Origin of the sequence: Streptomyces albofaciens JCM 4342 (assembly GCF_008634025.1) — a bacterium.
Lineage (GTDB): Bacteria > Actinomycetota > Actinomycetes > Streptomycetales > Streptomycetaceae > Streptomyces > Streptomyces albofaciens.
The window spans coordinates 1,538,801-1,561,307 of the sequence record NZ_PDCM01000001.1 but is presented as its reverse complement, the minus strand read 5'-3'; the positions used below and the strand labels follow the sequence as shown (position 1 = coordinate 1,561,307).

Below are 22,507 nucleotides of genomic sequence, written 5' to 3'. Positions count from 1 at the left end.
CCGAGGGAAGAGACGTGGGTGTGCTTCTCCTGTGGATGAGCCCACTCAACCGTTCCTACGCGTCGCGCCGGGCGCCCCTGACACTTTTCTGTCGCCCAATCCGGGCTGTCTTACGGGGCCTTGACGTCAGCCGCGCTCATCGCCACCGCCCGGGCGGGTGTACGAGACGCTGCGCGCGCCCCGCTTCCGTACGGGCGTACGCTCCGCTCCGCGCGCCCGCCGCCTCGATCCACGCCCCACACCCCACACCACCAGGACCACCAGCACGCACCCCGCGAACTGGCTCGCCGTGGGCCGCTCACCGACCGCCATCCCCAGGCTGATGGCCATCACCGGTTGCAGGAGCAGCAGTGCCGCGCCGACGTTGGGCGCCAGGCGCGGGAGCGCCGGCGTCATCACCAACCAGGCCAGTACCTGCCCGACGAGTGCCAGTGTGGTCAGCCACCCCCAGGCGCGCGCGTCGAGGGCGAAGTCGATGCCGGTCCACGCCCCGCCGAGCAGCGCGGCGGCGCCCGCGGCCGCCGCGGTGGACGTGCACACCGGGCCGACCGTATGGCCCTGGCCGCCGCCGAGCCGCATCAGGAAGAGGTAACCCGCGTACCCGAAACCCGCGACCAGGCCGAACGTTGCGCCGGCCACCGGAGCGCTCCCCGTCGCCGGAGCGCCGACGGCTCCGCTGGCCAATGCCACGCCCAGCAGCATGACGGGCGTCGCGACAACGAAGCGTCGCGGTACGGGAGTACGGGTGAACACACGCGCCAGCAGCGGGAAGATCACCACCTGGATGTTGACGACCACGGTGGCGATGGACGCGCCCACGCTGTGGATCGCCGCTGCCCAGAAGACGTAATCGATGCCGAGCAGCACCCCGGCCGCGAGGTCCAGGCGCCGCAGACGCCAGGCCCGCGGCCCGGCCGTGCGCCTTTCCGCGAGCGCCAGCGGCACCAGGACCAGGAGCGCGATGGCGCAACGGAAGAACGCCGCCGTGCCCGCGCTCGTACCGGACAGCTTGACGAACACGGCGGAAGCGGAGATGCAGAGGCTGCCGACGAGCACCATGAGTACGGGCTTTCCGCGGGCGCCGGCGCGGGACGGATGCCCACCGCGCACGCCACCTCCGCGCGGAGCCTCCCCGCTCCCGTCGGCCTTACGTCGAGGATCTTCGCGTCCACCAGCCCTACGCCGGGGGTCACCGCCTCCACCAGCCCTACGCCCAGCGTCGCCGTGTCCACCGGCCCCACTTCGATCGTCGCCCGAAGCTTGCCCGTCGTCGTGGACTTCCTCACCGTCCTGAGCTTCCTCACCGTCCCGGAGTTCCCGGCTGCCCTGGGCGTCTCCACCGTCCCGGGCGTCCCGGGTCTCCCCCTCGCGCCAGGCTTCCCTTTCGTTCCCTCGCAGCATCATGCCTTCACCCTGACTACCCCCACCGCTGAACAAAAGCGACGATCTGTCATCACCATTCGGTGATTCTGCTTATGCGTCGCCGCCCGGTCCGTCGCTAGCCTGACCTGATGATCAACTTGGAACGGCTGCGCGCCCTGGCCGCGGTGGACACGCACGGTTCCATCGCTCGGGCTGCACAGGCCCTGCACATCACGCCGTCCGGCATGAGCCAGCAGCTGAGCAAGCTGGAACGGGAGTGCGGACACCGCCTCACGGAGCCGGAGGGGCGCAGCGTACGGCTGACCCACGCCGGTCGGGTGCTCGCGGAACACGCGGCCGCGGTCATGTCCCAGCTGGCCGCGGCCGAGGACGATCTCGCCGCCCTGAATGACGAAGTTCTCGGCCCGCTTCGAATAGGCGCCATCGGCAGCGCCATACGCACCTTGCTACCCGCCACGTTGGCCACACTGACCACACGTCATCCTCGGCTGGCCCCGACGGTGCGCGACGGCGAGGTGGCCGAACTGCTCCCCGCCCTCCTGCGCGGCGACCTCGACCTGCTCCTCATAGAGAACTGGTCGAACCGGCCGCGGCACCTGCCCGAAGGCGTGGCCGTACGCACGCTCGTCACGGAAGCAGCACGAGTGGCACTCCACGAGGCGCACCCGCTCGGCGACCGTCCCGCCCTCCGTCTCGCCGACCTCGACGGGGTCCCGTGGGCAGCCTGCCCGCCCGGGGCCGAGCCGCGCGAAGCGCTCGTACAGGCCCTGCGTACCTGCGGCGTCGAGCCGGACCTCCGCTACAGCGTCAGCGACCACGTCACCCAGCTCACCCTGGTGGCCGCCGGGCTGACCGCCGCACTCGTCCCCGCCACGGCCCGCCGCCAGGCCCCGCCCGGCGTCCGATTTCTGCCGACCGATCCACCGCTCCGGCGTGATGTCCAGGTGGCCTGGCGCCCGCGTACGGAAACCCCGCCTGTACGCGCGTGCCTGGACGCCCTCACGCACGCACCCGCCCGACTCGGCGATCCGGATCTCGGCCACCCCGCCCCCGCCGAACCACCGCGACCCGAGTCGGCCACCGAGCCCGCTGAATCCGCCGAGCCCGCTCAGCCCGCCGAGTCCGCCGAGCCCGCCTAGTCCGCCTAGCCCGCCTAGTCCGTTGAATACGCCGAGTCCGCTGCCCCCTGGAGCCCCCGACTTCCACGTCGTCGGCTCAGTCATATCCCCCACACAGCCCAAACCTCACCGCCGCCGAGAACCGAACGCACGGAAGCGACGTGGGTTAAGTTGGCCACTGCTGACGCAAACGCCAGCATGTGACCGGCACAACCAACACCTAAGGAGGGGCAATTCATGGCAGATTCCGACATCCCGGGCCATGTTTCCGGCCAGTCGCCCACACCTCCCCCTCCCCCGCCGCCACCTCCGCCCCCGCCGCACGCGGGCCCGGCGGACAACGGGCCGCGACCGATCCCGTCCACCCCGGAGGAAGCGCGGGAAATCGGCCGGCGCCACTTCCCCGAGGTCGGTTCGCCCGGCGGCCCGGCCGGTCTGTTCGTCCACGAATTCGACGTCGGCTACCTCGTACGCGCGAGCTGGCCGGCCCCGACGGACCCGCAGGCGCCACCGGCCGATCCGGGCGGTAGCAGCGTGGCCATCTCCAAGATCAACGGAGATGTGACCTTTCTGCCGAACCATCCCCCGGAGGAGGCCGTGAAGATCTACCACCGGTGGTATCGGCCCAGCACGTCGTGAGGGCAGCGGAGCCTGACAGGGCTGCTGCCGCCCTCCGGCGTCGCACCGTTGTCCGGCCTCGTACGGACCCTTGGCAACATCTAGACTTTGGCATGAACATCTCTTTGGGCAGCACCTGAAGAAGGCACGGACAACTCGGGGGCGTTGTGGGAGCAGGCGGTTTCCAGACCGAGGTGGAGTCCCTGAAGGCGGAGGGCACCAACTTCGTCAAGCTGGGTGAGGACTTCCAGGACTCGGTCAAGCGGCTGATGGACGGGCTGAGCGCGCTGGGCGCGGGCCCGCCGGGGACGCCGCCGGCGGGCGGTGGCCAAAAGGAGCCGGAGAAGTCGTTCGGTGAGCAGTTCATGAGCGGTTTGACGACGTTCGCCAGCAAGGCGGACATGCCGCCGTGGGGCGATGACGAGATCGGTGAGAAGTTCGGCGTCGTCTACGAGGGCGTACGCGACGGCATGTACGAGTCGATGGGCCACCTGTCCTCGAAGCTCCAGGAAATCGGCAAGGCGCTGAACTCCATGTCCCGCAATTACGCGGAGGGCGAGGACTTCAGCGAGTCGCTGATCAAGCAGCACGTGCCCAACCCGCAGGGCTCCGGCGCCTCGTCGGGCAAGCTCATCTCACACCTGGAAAGTCCCAGGACACACTGACCGGTGGGGCCAGCGGCCCCTGGGCGGCGGACGGTTGCGCACGCGCGGGCCACACTCCCGTACGCGGTCGGCCGCCCGCCACCGCCCGGCCGGCCGGCCGCAGCCGTACGGCAGGCGCCGCGCTCCGCCCGACCGCCGGCCACCCACACACCGTCACCACCACCGCCGCCGTCATCGGCGAGCCGTATACGCACGTTCACGGGGGAGTTGCGTCTTGTCTCTCATGCTGCCGGATCCGCTGGAGTGGGTCCTGGACATGCTGGGCTTCAACTGGCCGCATGCCGACGAGGACAAGCTGATCGAGTGCGCTCAGGTCTGGCGTCAGTTCGCCGGTGAGGTCGCCGGTCATCAGGCCCGGGGCGCGAGCGCGGCGGGCAATGTCCTGGCGGCCAACGCCGGGGATGCCGTCGAGGGCTTCAGCAAGACGTGGGAGAAGTTCGCCGACGGCTCCGGCTACTTCGACGATGCCCGTCAGGCCGCCGAGATCATTGCTTTCACCCTGGAGGCGGCCGCGGCGCTGGTCGTCGGCATGAAGATCGCTGTGATCACGCAGCTGGCGATCCTGGCCGCGGAGATCATCGCGGCGCAGGCGGCGGCGCCCTTCACTCTGGGCCTGTCCGAGATCGGGGCGGCGGCGGGCACGGTGGCCACCCGTGAGATCGTGCGGCGCATCCTCAAGGAGGTCGCCAAGCAGCTGCTGGACGCCATTATGGAGGCGGCTAAGGAACCGGTGATCTCCGCGCTGGAGGCCATGGCCTCCGACCTGATCGCCCAGACCGTCAACCAGAACTTCGGTGCCCAGAACGGCTACGACCTGGGCCGCACCACCAAGAAGGGCGTGGAGGCGGGCAAGGACGCCCTGAAGAACACCGGCGAGACCCTCGGCGAATCCCTGCGCGACGGCGCCGGCCACCGCGCCGGTCACCGTGCCCGCCAGGGCCTGGACTCCGCCGCCGGCCACGGCGACCACGGCGGAGGCGGTGGCGGTGGCGGGACGGGCGACGGGGGCGGCTCGGGAGACGGGGGCGGATCGGGCTCCGGCTCCGGTACGGGCACGGGCTCCGGCTCTGGTACGGGTACGGGCTCGGGTAACGGCTCCGGTACGGGCTCGGGTGGCGGCAGCGGCTCGCACTCCGGCGGCGGATCCGATGCGGGCGGCTCCGGCAACGGCGGCAGCGGAACCGGCTCGGGCTCTGGTTCCGGGGCTGGGGCTGGGGCCGACAGCGGTTCCGGTTCCACCTCGCACGCGGGCGCGGGCGCGGGTACCGGCGGAGGCGGCGGCTCCTCCCACACCCCCCGCGCAGGCGAAACCGGCACAGGCACAGGCACGAGTGCGAGTGCGAGTGCGAGTGCGAGTGCGAACGCCGGTACGGACGCGGGCTCCGGCCACACGCCCTCCGCCGCCCCCGACCACTCCACCCCGAGCCCGGACGGCAACCGCGACACCCCCCGCGCCCAGCCCCTGCCGCCCCCGGACCAGCGCTCCCCCTTCGACGCCGGCTTCCAGGGCGGCAACGACCACAACCCCTACAGCGGCACCGACGCCGGAACCCACGCCCCCGACGCCGGAACGTCCGGCTCCCACACCACCCCAGCCGCCGACCACAACACTCCGTCGGACCACATCGGCACCCAGCCGGCGCCGGACACCACCCCTGACTCAGCGCGCCCGAATCCGGACAACAACCCCAACAACATCACCACCCAGCCGACCCCCGATCACACCCCCGACGCGGCCCGTCCCAACCCGGACAACAACCCCAACAACGTCACCACCCAGCCCGCCCCGGACACGACCCCGGACCACGCGCGCCCCGCTCCTGAGTCCGCCAGCACCCACCCGACACCCGGCCCCGGCCCCGCCCCCAGTCCCAGCCCCAACCCCGGCCCGGATTCGATCAGTACTCAGCCGGCGCCCGACACCACCCCGGACTCGGCCCGCCCCGTGCCGGACAATGTCAGCACCCAGCCCGCCCCTGGCCCGTCCCCCGACGCTTCCGCCGCTCCCCAGCAGCACACACCGTCCGTGGACCCCGTGGCAGGCAACCCGCCCGGCAACACCAGCGACGGCACCAACAACGGCGGCAGTTCCGACAGTTCCAGCGGTAGCGGTAGTGGTGGCGGCCGCCCGTCCGTTCCGCATGTGGGCGTCCCCTCGCAGGGCGCACCCGTTCAGCATTCGCCGTCCTCGGGCCAGCCGATCCAGCAGCGCGATCCGGCCCCGGGCGACCCCATGCCGACGGTGGACGAGAGCGACACCTCCGTAAACACCCAGTCGGCCGCCACCATGACCGCGCCCCCGCCGACCCAGCACAGCGCGGACCCCAGCACCAGCACGCCCACCACTGCACAGCAGCCGCAACAGAACACTCCCCAGTCCGCAGGCCCGGCCATGGGCGCCCCAGCCATGCCCCCGCAAGGCGTCACCCCCGGACCGGCCACCACGCCTCCACGCGGCAACACTCCCTCCAACCCCAACCGCCCCACCAATGCCGGCCCCACCACCGGCACCAACCGTCGCCCCGACGGCTCACAGGCGATTCGCGACATCAGCCAGCAGCGTGACCCCGAGCGTCCGGCCTACAACCCGCGCCTGGACGGCCCGCGCCGCGACACGCCGAGCACGCCGCCCGCCGACACCCGCCGCCCGGACGGCTCACAGGCGATCCAGGACCACACACAGCAGCCCCGCCCCGAGCGTCCGCCGCACAACCCCCGCCTCGACGGCCCTGCGCGCCCCAACGACACCAACACCCCCACGCAGTCCCCGTCCCACCCGAACTCCCAGTCCCCCAGCGCCCCACACCCCCACCAGCCCGCTCCGCACCAGCCCGCTCCCCAGCAGCACCCTCACCCACAACAGACCCCGCAACACCAGCAGAACCCGCAACACCAGCAGCAAGTTCCACAACCACAGCCTCCGCACCAGCAGCATCCCTTCCCCCAACAAACCCCGCAGCACGCACAACCGCATACGCAACCGCAGCCTCAGCCGCACCAGCAGCAGAATCCATACGCCCAGCAGCCCGCTCCGCAAACCCAGCCGAACCCGTACCAGCAGCCAGCGCCCCAGCACCAGCCTTACCAGACCACTCCTCAGCACCAGCCACAGCCTCAGCCCCACCAGGCCCAGCCCAACCCGACCCAGCCAACCTTCCAAAACCACTCCACCACTCCCGCACCGCACCAATCCCCCCAAACAGCACAACCCCACCCGCAATCACAACCACACCCACAACCGCACCCTCAGCAGCAGCCGACCCACCAGGTTCCCCAACCGCACCCATTCCCCCACCAAAACCAGCAACAACCGCACCAGCAAGCTCCTCAGCACGCACCCAATCAGCCCCCTGTTCCCCACCAGCCCCCACACCAGGCTCCTGTCCCCCAGGACCCGAACCGCCCGAGCATCCAGCACGTCCGCGCGAGCCTGAATCACGCGCCGAGCGGGCTGTACTCGCCGTACCCGCACGACCAGCAAGCGCTGCTGAACGTGTTCCCGCGCAACCCCGACGGCACCCCGCGCGCGTTCAACGACCCGTTCCAGCCCTGGGCCCAGTACCAGAACGACGGCGGCCCCACCGTGCTCGGCCGCTCCAACAACTGCGCCGACTGCACCCGTTCCTTCATCGAGTCCTGGTACGGCAACCCGCAGGTGTCCGCGGTCCGTACGTACGACCCGGACGGCAAGGGCGGAATCGACCGCGCGTCCGGTGAGCGCGACGGCACCCACAACATCGAGCAGTGGGCGGGCACCCAGTTCCGCAACTCCGGCCCGAACTCCCACGACGCCTACTCCAACATCGCCGACGAACTGCGCCAGGCCGGCCACGGTGCGGCTGCCGCGGTCCTCGTCACCTGGCCCAAGAACCCCGACGGCTCAGGCGGCGGCGCCCACGTGTTCAACGCCGTCAACCACAACGGCCGCGTCATCTGGGTCGACAGCCAGACCGGCGAAATCAGCCAGCAGCCCATCAACACCGCCGCCAACGGCGTCTGGCACCTGACCCTCGACGCCAACCGCAATCCCTACGACCCCACCAAGGCCCAAACCCAAGCCCCACAGCAACAGCAACAGCAACAGCACCCCCAGCCCCAGCCCCAGAACCAGCCCCAGCCCCAGCCCCAGCCCACCCCCCAACAGCAGCCGCAGCCGCAGCCGCAAATCCACCCTCAGCCACAACCCCACCCGCAGCCTCAGCCGCCGCAGCCCAACCCGTACCAGCAGCAGAACCCCTACGCACAGCCCCAACCGAACCCATACCAGCAGCCTCACCAGCCCTATCAACCCCACCAGCCTGGCCCCCAGCACCAACCCCACCAGCCCGGCCCATACCAGCAGCAAGCCCCCTACGCACAGCCGCATCAGCCCAACCCGTACCAACAGCCGACCCCATACCAACAGCCGACCCCATACGCCCAGCCCCACCAACAGCCCGCCCCACAGCAGCACCAGCCCAACCCGTACAGCCAGCAACAGCCACCCCACCAGTACCCGGGCGCGCCCTCCTCCGACGCTCCCGGGCACAACGAGCACGGCGAAAACAACCAGGCTCACCACGACACCCAGCCGGACGCCCCGAACCAGAACGACGCCGACCCCCACCAGCACGCCGAACCCAACCACCACACCACTCCCGACCAACACGCCACTCCCGACCAACACGCCACTCCCGACCACCACACCGACCCAAACCACCAAGCCGGCCCGAATCACCAAGCCGACCCCGCCCACCAAGCCACTCCCGACCACCACACCCCCCCAGACCACGACCACCCCCCGACCCCCACCTCCGAAACCCGCAACCGCGAACGCCCCGGCGGGCTCGACGGTCCCTCCGACGAGCACCAGCAGCGGGTCGATGCGGCGATCCCCCGGGATGAGCACGGCAATCCGGAACCCCACCCGGACCCGAACAGCGGGGACTGGGTCAACCGCATCAACGAACCCGGGCCCGACGCCCCGGGCCGCAACAACAACTGCGTGGACGCCGCGCTCGCCACGGCCGACACGTATTCCGGCAACCCCACCGCCGCCGCTCACCGCACCCCGGACCTCAACTCGGACGGCACTCCGTCCGACCGCGGCGAGCGCAATGGCCGCGACCGTATCGAGAACACGCTCGGCGCGCGCTTCAGCGATTACGGCAACGGCCGCGACGCCTTCAACCGCCTGGAGAACACGCTCCGTCAGGCCGGTCACGGCTCGCAGGCGGTCATCATCACCCAGGACCGCCACGGCCGCGCCCACGCCTGGAACGCCGTCAACCACCAGGGCAAGATCACCTACGTCGACTCCCAGACCGGCCGCCGCAGCGACCAGCCCCTCCACAGCGGCGATCACGGCGTCCACGCCGTTCCCCTCGGCCGCGACCGGCGTCCTGTGAGCCCCGCGGGCGGTGTGCCCGGGAGCGACACGGCCGGTACCCATTCCGGTGGGATCGGGCGCCGGCCGCCGTATGAGCCTGCCGGTACCAAGCACCCCGCTGAGGACGACGGTGACCCGGGGGCCGCCAAGAAGGCGAAGAAGGAAACCGGGCCGCAGAGCGAAGCGGAAAAGCAGGCCGCTCGGGAAAAGCACGTTCAAGAGAACACGAAACCGGACGGTTCCGAGGGGCCCGATCTGGAAAGCCCCCAGGGGCTCGCGCCGGACGACTCGCAGCGGGCCCTGCGCTCCGACGGCAGAAATCCCGTCTTCCGTACCGACACCGAAACGACACACAACAATCTGTCACGGTGGGCCGACCCCGACCATCCGGGTACGGACGAGCACGGGCGCAGTCCGCTCGCCCAAGTCCTGGAACGGACGGCCAGGGAACACGGGCCGGAAGGCCGTACGACCTTCACGCTGGAGGAATTGAACAAGGTCCTGCGGGACCCTGATTTCGCCGACCTCGACCAGGGCCAGCGCACCGCGGTAGTGGCCGCGCTGGCCCGTATGAGCATCTCGTTCCACGAACAGCACGCGGCCACGGTCGACCCCCGGGACGACGACGGCAATCCCATCGGCGATCCGCACCAGCCAGGGCCCGCCATCCGCGAACGGTCGCAATGGCCGCCGGAGCACCGCCAGGGCCTGATGCCCGATATCCGCGGAGCCGGAAAGGGCATCGACGTGGAACGCGTGAACGAGGACAACGCCGAAAAGGGAATCAAGTCGCATTACAAACGTCCGGGCCTCAATGCCCTTCTGGACGCGGCGGGAGACCACCGTCCCGACTTCACCGGGAAGAACTACGCCGTCCTCGAAGTCCAGCGGCCGGACGGCGGCGTGGAGTACATCGTCGATTCCTCCGTACCCGCGGGCGGACACGGATTCGCGCCGGGCCACTCGGAAAAGGTGCTGCTGGAAGAGGTCGATCGCCGGAACGCGTCCGCCGACCCGAACGACCATGTCACGGTGAAAGGTCTGTACACCGAACGGGAGCCGTGCGGAAAGGGCGAGGGGCACGCGAACTGCTCGAACCGGCTGCGTACGCACAAGGCGATGGAAGGCGTTCCCGTCCACTACAGCACCACGTACCGGTCCGATCCGGTGGGTGTGGCCGAACGGCAGAAGATCCGGGACCTTTTCGAGCCTCGCATCCAGGAAATCCGGGACGACGCCTCACTGACGGACAAGCAACGGGAAGACAAGATCGAGCAGGTACGCAAGGAGCGTGACAAGCTGACCGACAAGAAGCGCACCGCACTGGAAAGGGATGTCGCCAATGAATTCAAGAACTACATGAAGGGAATCGGTGACACCTGGGTCAAGGTCATTCCCCAACTACTGTGAGAGTAGCCTGAGGCAGCAGCACGGAAAGCCGGTACGGACAGCTGCGTACCGGCCGGGACGACGACGCACGGAGGACGCATGCCACACGAAGTCACCACCGACACGGTCATCGCCGAGGTGATGTCCTGGTGGGAGGACGACGTGGCCTGGGAGCCGGGTGTGATCGAGGTCGTCGGCACCCGGCGGTCGGGCCGCACCGCGACGTTGCTGCGGCTGGCCGAGGAGGTGCCCGAGGCCGAGGTCGTGGACGCCGAGGGTCTGACGGCCGAGGAGTTGCACGCTGCCGTCCGCGAGGCGGGCGAAATCGACTGGGTGGCCGCGCAGGAGGGCGACTGGTCGGCCGAGGAGGACCGCGACGAGGAGCGGAAACTCGTCGTCATTCTGAACGGCCAGCGCGCGGGGCGTACGCGCTGCTCCTCGCACCCCCGTCGGATCATCGACGGCAACCTGGACGACCTCGCCGCGACCGGCGGGCTGGGCATCGTCATCGAAACGGACGCCGACGACTCGGCGCGATGGGCGGAGTACCTGCCGCGCACCCGGCACCTTCTCGCGCCCACGGCGCACGAGTCAGGTGCGGACTGCGGGCCGGTTGCCGGTTCCCTGGACGCGCCGGAGCTGCGAGCACTGGCTCACGCGGAAACACGTGCGGTGCCGGTAGCCGTCTGGCGCCGGTTGGTGCGCGCATGCGGCGCGGGCGACCGCACCACCGACGAACTGACCGGCTTCGCACAGGAACACGCAGCCCTGGAAGTGCTGACGTCCGGCCTCGTGCGCTTCCGCCAGGAGTCGGACGCAGAGGAATTGCGCGCTGCGCACAGCTCCGCGAGCACGGCCCCTGAACAGCTCGCCGCGGTGCACGGTGAGATCGTGCGGTGGCTGGTGGACGAGGACACGCTCCCCGCCCATCCGCTCGGCTGGCAGGCGGCCGGGGAGATCGGTCTGTACGCGGCGCGGGCACTGCCCGTCCATGCCGTACACGCGCAACGGTTCGGCCTGTTCATCGAGGACGGGAAGCTCGCAGCCAACGTCACTCAGGACGCGCTCCTCGACGCCAACAGCTGCCTGGAGGAGAAGGCGCCGGGCGACAGTGTCGTCTCCGATGCCTTCTTCGCGCATCTCAACGGGGTGACGCCACCCGGTCAGGGCGAGTGGGCGGCATGGCTGCATCTGATGGCCACCGCACGCGGTGACGATACGCTCGCGCACGCGATCGAGAATTCCGGTCTGGACCTTCCCTGGAAGGTACGGTGGGCGGACTGGCGACCGCCGGGCGGTTTCGGGGTCCGGTTCACCGAACCGGGATCGATCGTGAGTCTCGGGGTCGTCCATCGGCGGGACGAGCCGCTCATCGTGGGTTTCGGGCAGTACGACCGGACCCTGCAGGTGTGGCACGCGGCGACCGGCGAACGCGTATGGCCGCAATTCACCGAGGAATTCCCGCAGGAAGTCGCCGAAACCCTCTCCTGGCCGGACGGCCGATCGGCACCACTGACTGCGCAGGCGCTGCGCAAGGCATCACTGTCGTCCGCGCTGCGTGGCCTGAACGAGGACCTGCTCAGTTGCTCCGCCAAGGTCGGCGACCTCGTCGTCCTCGGCGGGCCCGGGGGCGTCATCGCCATCGATCCGGCTCCCGCCTCCGCGGCGCCAGCCGATTCCCTGCCCCTCTCGCCCCTCCGCGACCAACGCGAGGTCTGGGAGTACGACTCCACCGGTAATCCGTCCCCTGAAGCGCCTCTGTCGCGTGCCCTGTTGAACGATCTCTACGGTTCCGACTTCTCCCGGGCCGTTGCCGACGACCAGTTGCCGGACGGGCTGCGGTCGGACGTGGCGCGACGCGTACTGACGGAAATCGGGGTGCCGCCGGTCAACGTCGTAGGCCTACGGCTGGACGCCCTGGGGGACGGACCGCTGCCCTCTGTGCCTTGGCCCGCCGAAGCTCCTGCTCCGGGCCGTTCCGGCCCGTTCTTCCGCCTCGGCCAATGGTGGGGCGGCACGGTCGTCGTCGACGGCGCCGGCGGCGAGGTGCTGCGCACGCCCGCCGAAGACGAACCGGCCGGGTGGAGCCGGGACGTCCTGGTGGCCACCGACCTGGAACGCTTCCTGACCATGGTCCGTTTCTTCACCGTCGGAGCGCACATGCTGAGCCTGAACCGGAACCGTCTGGAGGGAATTCTGCTGCGCGCCCGGATTCAGGGCGGCCTGGAATCCCTGGATCCTGCCGGGGCCAACTCGCCCGCCTGGATGTACGGCATTACTTCGAACGCGTCCTGAGGGCACCCGCTTGCACGGCGCCCACACCGCCGAAGAAACTTTGGCCAATCTCGCATCGCCTACGCACACGGCCGACAAGGGCCCCACCCTTTGTAGGTCCACGAGTTCGACATCGGATTTCTCGTGTACGCCGTACCTCTACCCGGGCCGAAGACGGTGCCGGGGGGGGGAACGGCGGGAGCCCCCATGCCCCTGGGCGTGCGTGGTGGTGGCCAAGGGCACCGACCGCCGCCGACGAAGGGTTGCGGCAGCTCGATGGCCAGAGGTATCGGCGCAGTGCCATGTTCACCGGCTTCGAGCCCTGCGGCACCTCGGATGACCTGGGCGGCGCCGCCTGTGCTCACTACCTCAGTGAGGATCTCGACCGCCCGGACGGCGCCCCACGTATCCCGTGCGGCGAGATGAAGAAACAGGGACTGCTGACCGAGCCGGAAAAGAAGAGTGACATGGAGGTCTCGTATGGCGATGGCGTAATAGCGTTCCCGCGAACGCCCGAAGGAATGAACGGAGTCGAGCGCCGTGTCCCGTGAAGCTGTCACCGCCAGGTTGTCGGAGTGGCTGCGGGTGCCGGACCGGCGCCATCTGACGCTTCCCGTCGCCGGTCCGGTCGGTGCCGGGAAGACGGCGTGCGTGCAAGACGTGACGGAAGCGGCCGGCCGGAGTGAGTTCCCGGTCGTTTCCCATTACGTCGACTGCCGGGGCCGCACCGCGGACGCCGTGGCCACACAGCTCATCGCTTCCTGGGGTTTCGACGAGCGTTTCCTGCGGACGCGCAACGCCCCGCTGGCCGATGCGTTCCGGCAGCGGACCCACGGCGAGGACAGGGTGGTCATCGGGTTCGGCAATGTCCAGTGGGCAGGCGGCACGGCGACATCGACGGAACCTGAGCGGCTGCTGCGGCACGTCATCGTGCCGTTGCTGCGGAACGCCGCCTGCCCCGTCGCCGTACTCGTCGAGACCGACAACGCTCAGGAACGCGTGCCGTTGGCGGCCGTTCTGGGAGGGGAAGGTCTCCCTCCGTTCGAAATGCCGGGGAGCGCCCCATCCGGTCATCATGACCTTCTCGATGCCCTCACCCGCTTTCCGCAGCTGCGAGCCCTGGCCGCGGCCGAGATCCGGGACGTGCCGCTGCCTGCGTGGTCCACGCTGTGCGCGGCGCTCGGACTGCCGGACGAGTCGGCGGATTTGCGGGCCGTGGTGAGTGCCCTGCCCGGGCTCATCACGGTGACGCCCGCCACGGCGCGGACCGGCGACGCCGAAGGAACGGGCGAGAACGCCGCGGCGGAAACAGCCGGAGCGCCACAGGCCGGATTCGGCGCGGACCACGTCGCATCCGCCGTGGACCGCGTCGCATTCGTGACGGACGGCGTACGTCATCTCGTACGTGAGCACCGCCCGTTCAGCTCGGCGGAGCAGGTCCGTATCGCCGACGCTTTGCTGGACCGTTCGCTCCGCCTGCCCGGAGTGTCCACTCCCTGGCGGGGGCACGACTCCGTCGCCTGGTACGCCGCCCACGCGCTTCCTCTGCACTGCGCGGCCGCCGGTACGCTGCCCGACCTGGCCGAAGAACCCGCCTTTCTCGCGAATGCCGACCGGCACGCCCTGCTCACCGGACTGGCCTTCGCGTTTTCCGGCGGAATTCCGCCGAACACTCCCGCGGCCGATGCGCACTACCTGGAGGAAGCCGGCGTCGAACCGGACACTCACGAAGAGTGGGTTTCCTGGCTGCACTGGGCGTCGATGAATCGTGGCGCCACCGACTTCGCCGCCCGTCTTGCGCGTTCGGCCGGTGACCTGCCCTGGCTGACCCGCTGGTCGCGCTGGCGACCGTACGCCTTGTTCGGGCCTTCGGCGGAACACGACGCCGCGCGGGCCGACGAGGCCGTGGTCGGCACCGCGGACGGCACGGACGTGGTCGCCGGGCAACTGATGATCGACGAGGACGACTTCGACGACGAAGCGGACGCGGATGAGTGGGTCGAAGAGCGTCTGTGGAGGCTCGACGACGGCACGCCGGTCGGGGATGCCGTCCGGGTCGCGCTGTACTACGACGATGACGGCGACGTCGAGCACGCCGCCCACCGCGTTTTCGAACCGGTCCAGGTACCGGACGAACTCGACCGGAGCCCCGCGCCCCGGTCCCCTTCCTCTTCGTCCTGTCTGGCCGTGGCCACCGACGGAACGCTGGTCTACGGCGGCCATGGTGGCCTCTACGCCCTCGGCGCGCCCGATCCCCCGCGCGTGACATCAGCACCTCGCTGGCGCTCGCTTCCGCTGCTCAGCGCCCACAACCGGACGTCGGTGTGGCCGATGCCGGCCATCGTCCGCGCGGGACATGAGCCGTCACAGGGTTGGTATGAATCGGCGTTCGGGCAGGGAGCGTGCCGCGTCGTCCCCCGGGCCGGGCTGCCGGCGGGGATCACGCATCCGGACACCGTGCGATTCCTGACCGAGGTGGGACTCCCGGACCTCGGGGGGACGCTCCCGTACGTATCATTCCGCCCGCCCCATGCCCTCGCCGAGGTCACCGGCACCGCCGCACTCCCTCCGGACACGGGTCCGGGACCGCTCTTCACTCTGGGAAAGTGGGTGCGCGCGGGGCTGTTGCTGGACGGTACGTCCGGGCGGGTGCTTACGACGCACACCGAAGGCGCGGTCGCGGAGCATGTTCTCAGCAGCGGATTGCGGCAGCTGTGCACCCTACTGGCCCTGTCCCGGCTGCGGGCGGAGAGCGGTTTCACGGTGTGGGCGGAGGAGCTGGACGCGAAGCGCAGTCTGCGCGCATGGGCGGAGGACATCGACCCGGTCGCCGCTGCGCATCCGCACTGGGCCGCTGTCCTGTCGGGCCAGTGGGACGACCCCGACATGCTGTGAAGCGTGGTACGCCGTGACCGCCCGGCACCCGTCCGGGCGCCGGGCGGCCCGGTTTCACCCCCGCTTCTCCGCTATCTGCCGCGCCATGATCGTCGTAAGTTCGTACGCCGTGTGCGAGGCCGCCACCGAAGTGATCTCGGCGTGGTCGTAGGCGGGGGCCACCTCGACCAGGTCGGCGGAGACGAGGTTGCAGGTGGCGAGGCTGCGGAGAATTTCGAGGAGTTCTCGGGAGGTGAGGCCGCCGGCTTCGGGGGTGCCGGTGCCGGGGGCGTGGGCCGGGTCGAGGACGTCGATGTCGATGGAGATGTACAGGGGGCGGTCGCCGATGCGCTGGCGGAGCTGGTCGGCGATCTCGTCGACGCCGCGGCGCATGACGTCGGCGGACGTGACGATGCCGAAGCCCATCTTCTCGTCGTCGTCGAGGTCCTTCTTGCCGTACAGGGGGCCGCGGGTGCCGACGTGGGAGAGGGCGGAGGTGTCGAGGATGCCTTCCTCGACGGCGCGGCGGAACGGGGTGCCGTGGGTGTACTCGGCGCCGAAGTAGGTGTCCCAGGTGTCCAGGTGGGCGTCGAAGTGGAGCAGGGCGACCGGGCCGTGCTTCTTGGCCATGGAGCGCAGCAGGGGCAGCGCGATGGTGTGGTCGCCGCCGAGCGTCATCAGGCGGGCGCCGGTGTCCAGGAGGTCGTCGGCGGCGGCCTCGATGGTCTCGACGGCCTCGTTGATGTTGAAGGGGTTGGCGGCGATGTCGCCGGCGTCGGCGACCTGTGCGAGCGCGAAGGGGGACGCGTCCTGGGCGGGGTTGTACGGGCGCAGCAGGCGCGACGCCTCGCGGATGGCGTTGCCGCCGAAGCGGGCGCCGGGGCGGTAGGAGACGCCGGTGTCGAAGGGGACGCCGACCACCGCGACGTCGGCCGTGCCGACCTGGTCGAGGCGGGGCAGGCGGGCGAAGGTCGCCGGGCCCGCGTAGCGGGGGACGCGGGAGGAGTCGACGGGGCCGACGGGTTCCTGGGAGGCGCCGGGAGCGGCGGATGCGGTGGTCATGAGGGTGAAGGTAGGGAGCGGGGCCCGGCGTGGCCATGGACATTTGCGGTGATGTGCCGCCGGTCGATGGACATCACGTCCATCGCGGGGTGCTTCAAGGGACAATGACCTCATGCCGATACTGCCGCCTGCTCCCAGCCGCACCGAACTCGTCGACCATCTCGTACGGACCCGGATCGCCGGTGAGGTCGCCACGCCGCGCGAGAACAACCTCGACCACTACCGCAAGCTGGCCAACGGAGACCGTCACTACTGGCTCGGGCTGGAGCTCGGGGACCGCTGGACCGATGAGCAGGACGTGCTCGCGGTGATGGCGGAACGTTGCGGCGTCATTGACGACACCCGCCACCGGATGGGCCAGGACACCATCGACCCCGAGCTGACGGTGGACGCTCTGGAGCGCGCGGCCGCCCGGCTGCGGAAGGCCGCCGCCGGGCGGGAGCGGGTGCTGTTCGCGACCGGGCACCCGGGCGGGCTGCTGGATGTGCACCGGGCCACCGCCGAGGCGCTGCGGGCGCGGGGGTGCGACATCGTCGTCGTACCGGACGGGTTGCAGGCGGACGAGGGCATGGTGTTCCAGTTCGCCGACGTGGCGATGCTGGAGCGCGGCGCGACGCTGTGGCACACCCACTCCCCCGCGCCGATGGCCGCCGTACTGGACGGGCTGGAGCGGGCGGGCCAGGCGCTGCCGGATCTGGTCATGGCCGATCACGGCTGGGCCGGGTGCGCGGGCCAGCGCGGCCTGGACGCGATCGGGTTCGCGGACTGCAACGACCCGGCGCTGTTCCTCGGCGAGGCGGAGGGCACGCTGCAATTGACGATTCCGCTGGACGATCATGTACTGAGCCCGCGGTACTACGACCCGCTGACGGCGTACCTGCTGGACACGGCGGGGCTGCTGGGCTGAGGGCAGCGGCGGCGGCCCTCGGGACGCGCCCGCGCCGCCCCCGCATCACCCCCGCGGCACCCGGATGACCCCCTCCTGGATCACCGACACCACCAGCCGCCCGTCCGCCGTGAAGATACGCCCCTTGCCCAGCCCGCGCCCGCCCTGGGCGGTCGGTGACTCCTGGTCGTACAGGAGCCAGTCGTCGGCCCGGAACGGGCGGTGGAACCACATGGCGTGGTCCAGGCTCGCGCCGACCACGTCGCCGACCGCCCAGCCGCCGCGCCCGTGCGCGAGCAGTACGGAGTCCAGCAGGGTCATGTCGGAGACGTAGGTGACCAGGCAGATGTGCAGCAAGGGCTGGTCGATGGCGCCGTCCAGCTTGCCGTTCGTACGGAACCAGACCTGGGAGCGGGGTTCGCGCGGCTCGCCCGCGGTGCCGAACGGGGGCGCGTCCACGTAGCGCAGGTCGACGGCGGCGCGTGCTTCCAGAAGGCGCTGGACGACGCCCGGTTCGCGGAAGCGGTCGGCGTAGCGGGGCAGCATCTCGGCGGCGGTGGGCAGGGTCAGCGGGTCCGGTGCGTACGGCATCGGCTCCTGGTGTTCCATCCCCTCCTCGTCCACCTGGAAGGAGGCGGAGAGGTGGAAGATCGGCTGGCCGTGCTGGACGGCGACGACGCGGCGGGTGGTGAAGGAGCGGCCGTCGCGGATGCGGTCGACGGTGTAGACGATGGGCGCGCCGGGGTCGCCGGGGCGCAGGAAGTACGCGTGCAGGGAGTGCGGCGGCCGGTCCTCGGGGACCGTGCGCCCGGCGGCGACCAGGGCCTGGGCGGCGACCTGGCCGCCGAAGACCCGGGGCACGACGGACGGGCGGCTGGTGCCGCGGAAGATGTCCTGCTCGACGCGTTCCAGGTCGAGTTGTTCGAGGAGGGCGAGAAGGGCGTCGTTCACGCGCGTACGGCTTTCGTTCGGGCTGCGGCGCGCGGGGCGGGGCACCGGCGCGGCAGCGGGGCGCGAAGGCTCACAGCCCCATGGACTTGGCGATGATGGACCGCATGACCTCGCTGGTGCCGCCGTAGATGCGGGTGACGCGGGTGTCGGCGTACAGGCGGGAGATCGGGTACTCCTGCATGTAGCCGTAGCCGCCGTGCAGCTGGAGGCACTTGTCGATGACGACGGCGGCCCGTTCGGTGGTGAAGAGTTTGGCGGAGGCGGCGTCGGCGGGGGTCAGTTCGCCCGCGTCGTGGGCGTCGAGGGCGCGGTCGACGACGGCCTGCATGGCGTCGACCTCGGCCTTGCAGTCGGCGAGGACGAACTTGGTGTTCTGGAAGGAGGCGACGGACTTGCCGAAGACCTCGCGCTCCTGGACGTACGTGGTGGCGAAGCGGACCGCGGCGGCGGCCTGGGCGTAGGCGCCGACGGCGATGCCGAGACGTTCCTGCGGGAGGTTCCGGCCGAGGTAGGAGAACGCCTTGCCCTCTTCGCCGAGGCGGTCCTCGACGGGCACCTTGACGTCGGTGAAGGAGAGTTCGGCGGTGTCGGAGGTCTTGAGGCCGAGCTTGTCCAGCTTGCGGCCGACGGCGTAGCCCTCGGAGGCGGTGTCGACGACGAGGAGGGTGATGCCGGCCCGGCGGTCCTCGGGGGTGGGAGCAGCGGTACGGGCGCAGACGATGACGCGGTCGGCCAGGACGCCGCCGGTGATGAAGGTCTTGGCGCCGTTGAGGACGTAGTGGGTGCCGTCCTCGGAGAGCCTGGCGGTGGTCTTCATGCCGGCCAGGTCGGAGCCGGTGCCGGGTTCGGTCATGGCGATGGCGGTCATCATGTCGCCGGAGACGAAGGGCGGCAGCCAGCGCCGCTTCTGCTCCTCGGTCGCGTACTTGAGGAAGTACGGCAGGCACAGCGCCGTGTGGACGCCGGAACCGCCGAAGCTGACGCCGGCCCGGGCGCACTCCTCGGTGATGACGGCGTTGAACTTGAAGCTGGTCTGGCCGGCGCCGCCGTACTCCTCGGGGACCTCGATGCCGAAGACGCCCAGTTCGCCGAGCTTCTTGTAGAAGTCGCGGGGGACCTGGCCGGCCTGCATCCACTCGTCGTAGACGGGGACGACCTCGGCGGCGATGAAGGCGCGGATCGTCTCCCGGAACGCTTCGTGATCCTCGTTGAACACCGTACGGCGCATCCGCCGCCTCCTCAGGTCCGCCGGCCGGCCACCGCCGGCCCGTCGACTAAGCGCTTGCTCAGCCGAAAGCTACCCGGCGGTCAGCGAGACTGTCCAGGGGTGTCCGAGGGACCGGAGAAGGCCCCCGCGCCGTGCCGCGCACCGCTCGTGGCGCCCGCGTCGGCCGCCGCGCTCCCGTGCCGCGCACCGCCCGTGGCACCCGCGTCGCCCGCCGCACTCCCGCGCCGCGCACCGCCTGCGTCGCCCGCCGCGCCCCCGTCCCCCGCCAGCGTCGCGAACGCCCCGCGCGCCAACCGGTGCAGCAGCGCCGACATCTCCGTACGGCCCGGGAGCGCGCCGGGGCGGCTGAGGTGCGGGGTCGAGTTGAGCAGGCCGAAGACGGCGTGCACGGAGGCGCGGGCGTCCGCTTCGGCGCACGCCGGGTACACCTCGCGCACCACCTGCACCCACAGCTCCACGTACTCGCGCTGGAGGCGGCGCACCCGCTTGCGGTCGGCCTCGCGCAGCCGGTCCAGTTCGCGGTCGTGGACAGTGATCAGCGGCCGGTCGTCGAGCGCGAAGTCGATGTGCCCGTCGATCAGCGCGTCCAGGACCGCGGCGGGGCTGTCCCCGCCGGACGCGGCCCGGATGCGGCCGCCGTCCAGCAGCCGTTCACTGATGCCGACGAGCAGTTCGGCGAGCATCGCGTCCTTGCCCGCGAAGTGGCGGTACAGGCCCGGCCCGGAGATCCCGACGGCGGCCCCGATCTCGTCCACGCCGACGCCGTGGAACCCGCGCTCGGCGAAGAGCCGGGCGGCCTCCTTGAGGATCTGCTCGCGTCGGCTGGTGGCTGCCGGGGCGTGTGTGCTGCTCATACAACTAATTGTAGACAGGCGGGTTAGTGGTCGTTAACCTGGGAGAAATGAAGTTAACGCCCATTAACCGCGCCGCCGGGCGACCCCCGGCACGCGCGGCAGCCGGACGAGAAAGGCCCTAGCGATGCAGCCGGTGGCGATGGAGCCGACGGAGACGGAGGTCCGATGCTGATGGATCCGAGGGCGAAGGACCCGACGCAGCAGGCACCGGTGCTCGACAGCACGGCCGACCCGGCCTCGGACGCCTGGCGCGCCAACGAGGCCGCCCACCAGGAGCTGGCCGACGACCTGCGCGCCCGCCTCGCCGCGGCCCGCCTCGGCGGCGGCGAGAAGGCCCGCGCCCGGCACACGGCGCGCGGCAAGCTGCTGCCCCGCGACCGGGTGGACGCGCTGCTGGACCCCGGCTCGCCGTTCCTGGAGGTCGCGCCGCTGGCCGCGGAGGGGATGTACGGCGGTGCCGCGCCCGCCGCGGGCGTGATCGCGGGCGTCGGCCGGGTCTCCGGCCGCGAGACGGTGATCGTCGCCAACGACGCCACCGTCAAGGGCGGCACGTACTACCCGATGACCGTCAAGAAGCACCTGCGCGCCCAGGAGATCGCCCTGGAGAACCGCCTGCCGTGCCTCTACCTGGTCGACTCGGGCGGCGCCTTCCTGCCGATGCAGGACGAGGTCTTCCCCGACCGGGAGCACTTCGGGCGGATCTTCTACAACCAGGCGCGGATGTCCGGCGCCGGCATTCCGCAGATCGCGGCGGTGCTCGGCTCCTGCACGGCGGGCGGCGCGTACGTCCCGGCGATGAGCGACGAGGCCGTGATCGTACGGAACCAGGGCACGATCTTCCTGGGCGGGCCGCCGCTGGTGAAGGCCGCCACCGGCGAGGTCGTCACGGCCGAGGAGCTGGGCGGCGGCGAGGTGCACTCCCGTACGTCCGGCGTCACCGACCACCTCGCCGAGGACGACGAGCACGCGCTGCGCATCGTGCGCACGATCGTCTCCACGCTCGGCGGCCGCGGCCCGCTGCCCTGGACGGTGCGGCCCGCCGAGGAGCCCAAGCTCGACCCGGCCGGGCTGTACGGCGTGGTGCCCGTCGACTCCCGTACGCCCTACGACGTACGGGAGGTCATCGCGCGCGTCGTGGACGGCTCCCGCTTCGCCGAGTTCAAGGCCGAGTACGGCACGACGCTGGTCACCGGCTTCGCGCACATCCACGGCCACCCGGTCGGCATCGTCGCCAACAACGGCATCCTGTTCTCCGAGTCCGCCCAGAAGGGCGCCCACTTCATCGAGCTGTGCGACCAGCGCGGCATCCCGCTGGTGTTCCTCCAGAACATCTCCGGCTTCATGGTCGGCCGCGACTACGAGGCCGGCGGCATCGCCAAGCACGGCGCGAAGATGGTCACGGCGGTGGCGTGCACCCGGGTGCCCAAGCTGACCGTCGTCATCGGCGGCTCGTACGGCGCGGGCAACTACTCGATGTGCGGCCGGGCCTATTCGCCCCGCTTCCTGTGGATGTGGCCGAACGCCAAGATCTCGGTGATGGGCGGCGAGCAGGCCGCGTCCGTCCTCGCGACCGTCAAGCGCGACCAGTTGGAGGCGCGCGGCGAGGAGTGGAGCGCCGAGGAGGAGGCCGCCTTCAAGGCGCCGGTGCGCGAGCAGTACGAGACGCAGGGCAACGCCTACTACGCGACCGCGCGCCTGTGGGACGACGGGGTCATCGACCCGCTGGACACCCGCCGGGTGCTGGGCCTGGCGCTGACCGCCTGCGGCAACGCGCCGCTGGGCGAGCCGGGCTACGGCGTCTTCCGGATGTGAGGGGTGCGGGAAGTGAAGGAACAGA

Annotated in this window: 14 protein-coding genes; 9 read left to right on the top strand and 5 right to left on the bottom strand. The window is 70.7% G+C overall.

Annotation, left to right across the window (positions count from 1 at the left end):
- Nucleotides 1–126: 126 nt before the first annotated feature.
- Nucleotides 127–1,110, bottom strand: coding sequence for a DMT family transporter (locus tag CP973_RS07260; protein WP_244409312.1), 984 nt, complete (start codon nt 1,108–1,110; stop codon nt 127–129).
- A gap of 401 nt (nt 1,111–1,511) precedes the next feature.
- Between CP973_RS07260 and CP973_RS07255 the strand changes: the two genes are divergently transcribed.
- The 7 genes from CP973_RS07255 to CP973_RS07225 all read left to right on the top strand — a co-directional run bounded on the left by CP973_RS07255 (nt 1,512) and on the right by CP973_RS07225 (nt 15,710).
- Entirely contained in the window at nt 1,512–2,522 is a 1,011-nt protein-coding gene (locus CP973_RS07255) for a LysR family transcriptional regulator (protein ID WP_150238622.1), read from the top strand.
- A gap of 216 nt (nt 2,523–2,738) precedes the next feature.
- On the top strand, nt 2,739–3,140 hold the full coding sequence (locus tag CP973_RS07250) for a hypothetical protein (protein WP_167538282.1): 402 nt from the start codon (nt 2,739–2,741) through the stop codon (nt 3,138–3,140).
- A 146-nt stretch (nt 3,141–3,286) separates the two neighbouring features.
- Nucleotides 3,287–3,784 (top strand): hypothetical protein, encoded by a 498-nt coding sequence (locus CP973_RS07245; RefSeq protein ID WP_244409311.1) that lies wholly within the window; start codon nt 3,287–3,289, stop codon nt 3,782–3,784.
- Between the two features lie 223 nt (nt 3,785–4,007).
- Nucleotides 4,008–10,562 (top strand): toxin glutamine deamidase domain-containing protein, encoded by a 6,555-nt coding sequence (locus CP973_RS41365; RefSeq protein ID WP_280119014.1) that lies wholly within the window; start codon nt 4,008–4,010, stop codon nt 10,560–10,562.
- A 78-nt stretch (nt 10,563–10,640) separates the two neighbouring features.
- Nucleotides 10,641–12,836, top strand: a complete 2,196-nt coding sequence (locus tag CP973_RS07235) for an SUKH-4 family immunity protein (protein WP_150238618.1) — start codon at nt 10,641–10,643, stop codon at nt 12,834–12,836.
- A 281-nt stretch (nt 12,837–13,117) separates the two neighbouring features.
- Complete coding sequence (locus CP973_RS07230) at nt 13,118–13,366, top strand: hypothetical protein (protein WP_150238616.1); 249 nt, start codon at nt 13,118–13,120, stop codon at nt 13,364–13,366.
- The gene (locus tag CP973_RS07225) at nt 13,356–15,710 is read left to right on the top strand and encodes an SUKH-4 family immunity protein (RefSeq protein WP_150238614.1); all 2,355 of its coding nucleotides are present in this window, start codon (nt 13,356–13,358) and stop codon (nt 15,708–15,710) included. The genes CP973_RS07230 and CP973_RS07225 overlap by 11 nt, the downstream gene beginning before the upstream one ends.
- Nucleotides 15,711–15,764: 54 nt before the next feature.
- Here the strand turns inward: CP973_RS07225 and speB are convergent, their stop codons facing one another.
- Nucleotides 15,765–16,751 (bottom strand): agmatinase, encoded by a 987-nt coding sequence (gene speB / locus CP973_RS07220; protein ID WP_150238612.1) that lies wholly within the window; start codon nt 16,749–16,751, stop codon nt 15,765–15,767.
- A 112-nt stretch (nt 16,752–16,863) separates the two neighbouring features.
- Here speB and CP973_RS07215 point away from each other — a divergent pair, with 112 nt between their 5' ends.
- The gene (locus tag CP973_RS07215; protein WP_150238610.1) at nt 16,864–17,658 is read left to right on the top strand and encodes a phosphatase; all 795 of its coding nucleotides are present in this window, start codon (nt 16,864–16,866) and stop codon (nt 17,656–17,658) included.
- A gap of 45 nt (nt 17,659–17,703) precedes the next feature.
- Here CP973_RS07215 and CP973_RS07210 read toward each other — a convergent pair whose 3' ends face one another.
- From CP973_RS07210 to CP973_RS07200, 3 genes are all read right to left on the bottom strand, one after another.
- Nucleotides 17,704–18,588 carry an acyl-CoA thioesterase gene (locus CP973_RS07210; protein ID WP_150238608.1) on the bottom strand — a complete coding sequence of 295 codons (885 nt, stop codon included), beginning with the start codon at nt 18,586–18,588 and terminating at the stop codon, nt 17,704–17,706.
- Between the two features lie 70 nt (nt 18,589–18,658).
- Nucleotides 18,659–19,816 (bottom strand): acyl-CoA dehydrogenase family protein, encoded by a 1,158-nt coding sequence (locus CP973_RS07205; protein WP_150238606.1) that lies wholly within the window; start codon nt 19,814–19,816, stop codon nt 18,659–18,661.
- An 80-nt stretch (nt 19,817–19,896) separates the two neighbouring features.
- Complete coding sequence (locus CP973_RS07200) at nt 19,897–20,670, bottom strand: SACE_7040 family transcriptional regulator (RefSeq protein WP_150238604.1); 774 nt, start codon at nt 20,668–20,670, stop codon at nt 19,897–19,899.
- A gap of 171 nt (nt 20,671–20,841) precedes the next feature.
- On the opposite strand from CP973_RS07200, the gene CP973_RS07195 reads away from it, so the two are divergent.
- On the top strand, nt 20,842–22,482 hold the full coding sequence (locus tag CP973_RS07195; RefSeq protein WP_150238602.1) for a carboxyl transferase domain-containing protein: 1,641 nt from the start codon (nt 20,842–20,844) through the stop codon (nt 22,480–22,482).
- Nucleotides 22,483–22,507 lie beyond the last annotated feature (25 nt).

What these genes read in the sequence shown, in the direction of transcription:
- CP973_RS41365 (WP_280119014.1), top strand. Translation starts at nt 4,008, where the DNA reads ATGCTGCCGGATCCGCTGGAGTGGGTCCTGGACATGCTGGGCTTCAAC.
- CP973_RS07195 (WP_150238602.1), top strand. Translation starts at nt 20,842, where the DNA reads ATGGATCCGAGGGCGAAGGACCCGACGCAGCAGGCACCGGTGCTCGAC.
- CP973_RS07200 (WP_150238604.1), bottom strand. Translation starts at nt 20,670, where the DNA reads ATGAGCAGCACACACGCCCCGGCAGCCACCAGCCGACGCGAGCAGATC.
- CP973_RS07250 (WP_167538282.1), top strand. Translation starts at nt 2,739, where the DNA reads ATGGCAGATTCCGACATCCCGGGCCATGTTTCCGGCCAGTCGCCCACA.
- CP973_RS07230 (WP_150238616.1), top strand. Translation starts at nt 13,118, where the DNA reads ATGTTCACCGGCTTCGAGCCCTGCGGCACCTCGGATGACCTGGGCGGC.
- CP973_RS07255 (WP_150238622.1), top strand. Translation starts at nt 1,512, where the DNA reads ATGATCAACTTGGAACGGCTGCGCGCCCTGGCCGCGGTGGACACGCAC.
- CP973_RS07235 (WP_150238618.1), top strand. Translation starts at nt 10,641, where the DNA reads ATGCCACACGAAGTCACCACCGACACGGTCATCGCCGAGGTGATGTCC.
- CP973_RS07205 (WP_150238606.1), bottom strand. Translation starts at nt 19,816, where the DNA reads ATGCGCCGTACGGTGTTCAACGAGGATCACGAAGCGTTCCGGGAGACG.
- speB (WP_150238612.1), bottom strand. Translation starts at nt 16,751, where the DNA reads ATGACCACCGCATCCGCCGCTCCCGGCGCCTCCCAGGAACCCGTCGGC.
- CP973_RS07215 (WP_150238610.1), top strand. Translation starts at nt 16,864, where the DNA reads ATGCCGATACTGCCGCCTGCTCCCAGCCGCACCGAACTCGTCGACCAT.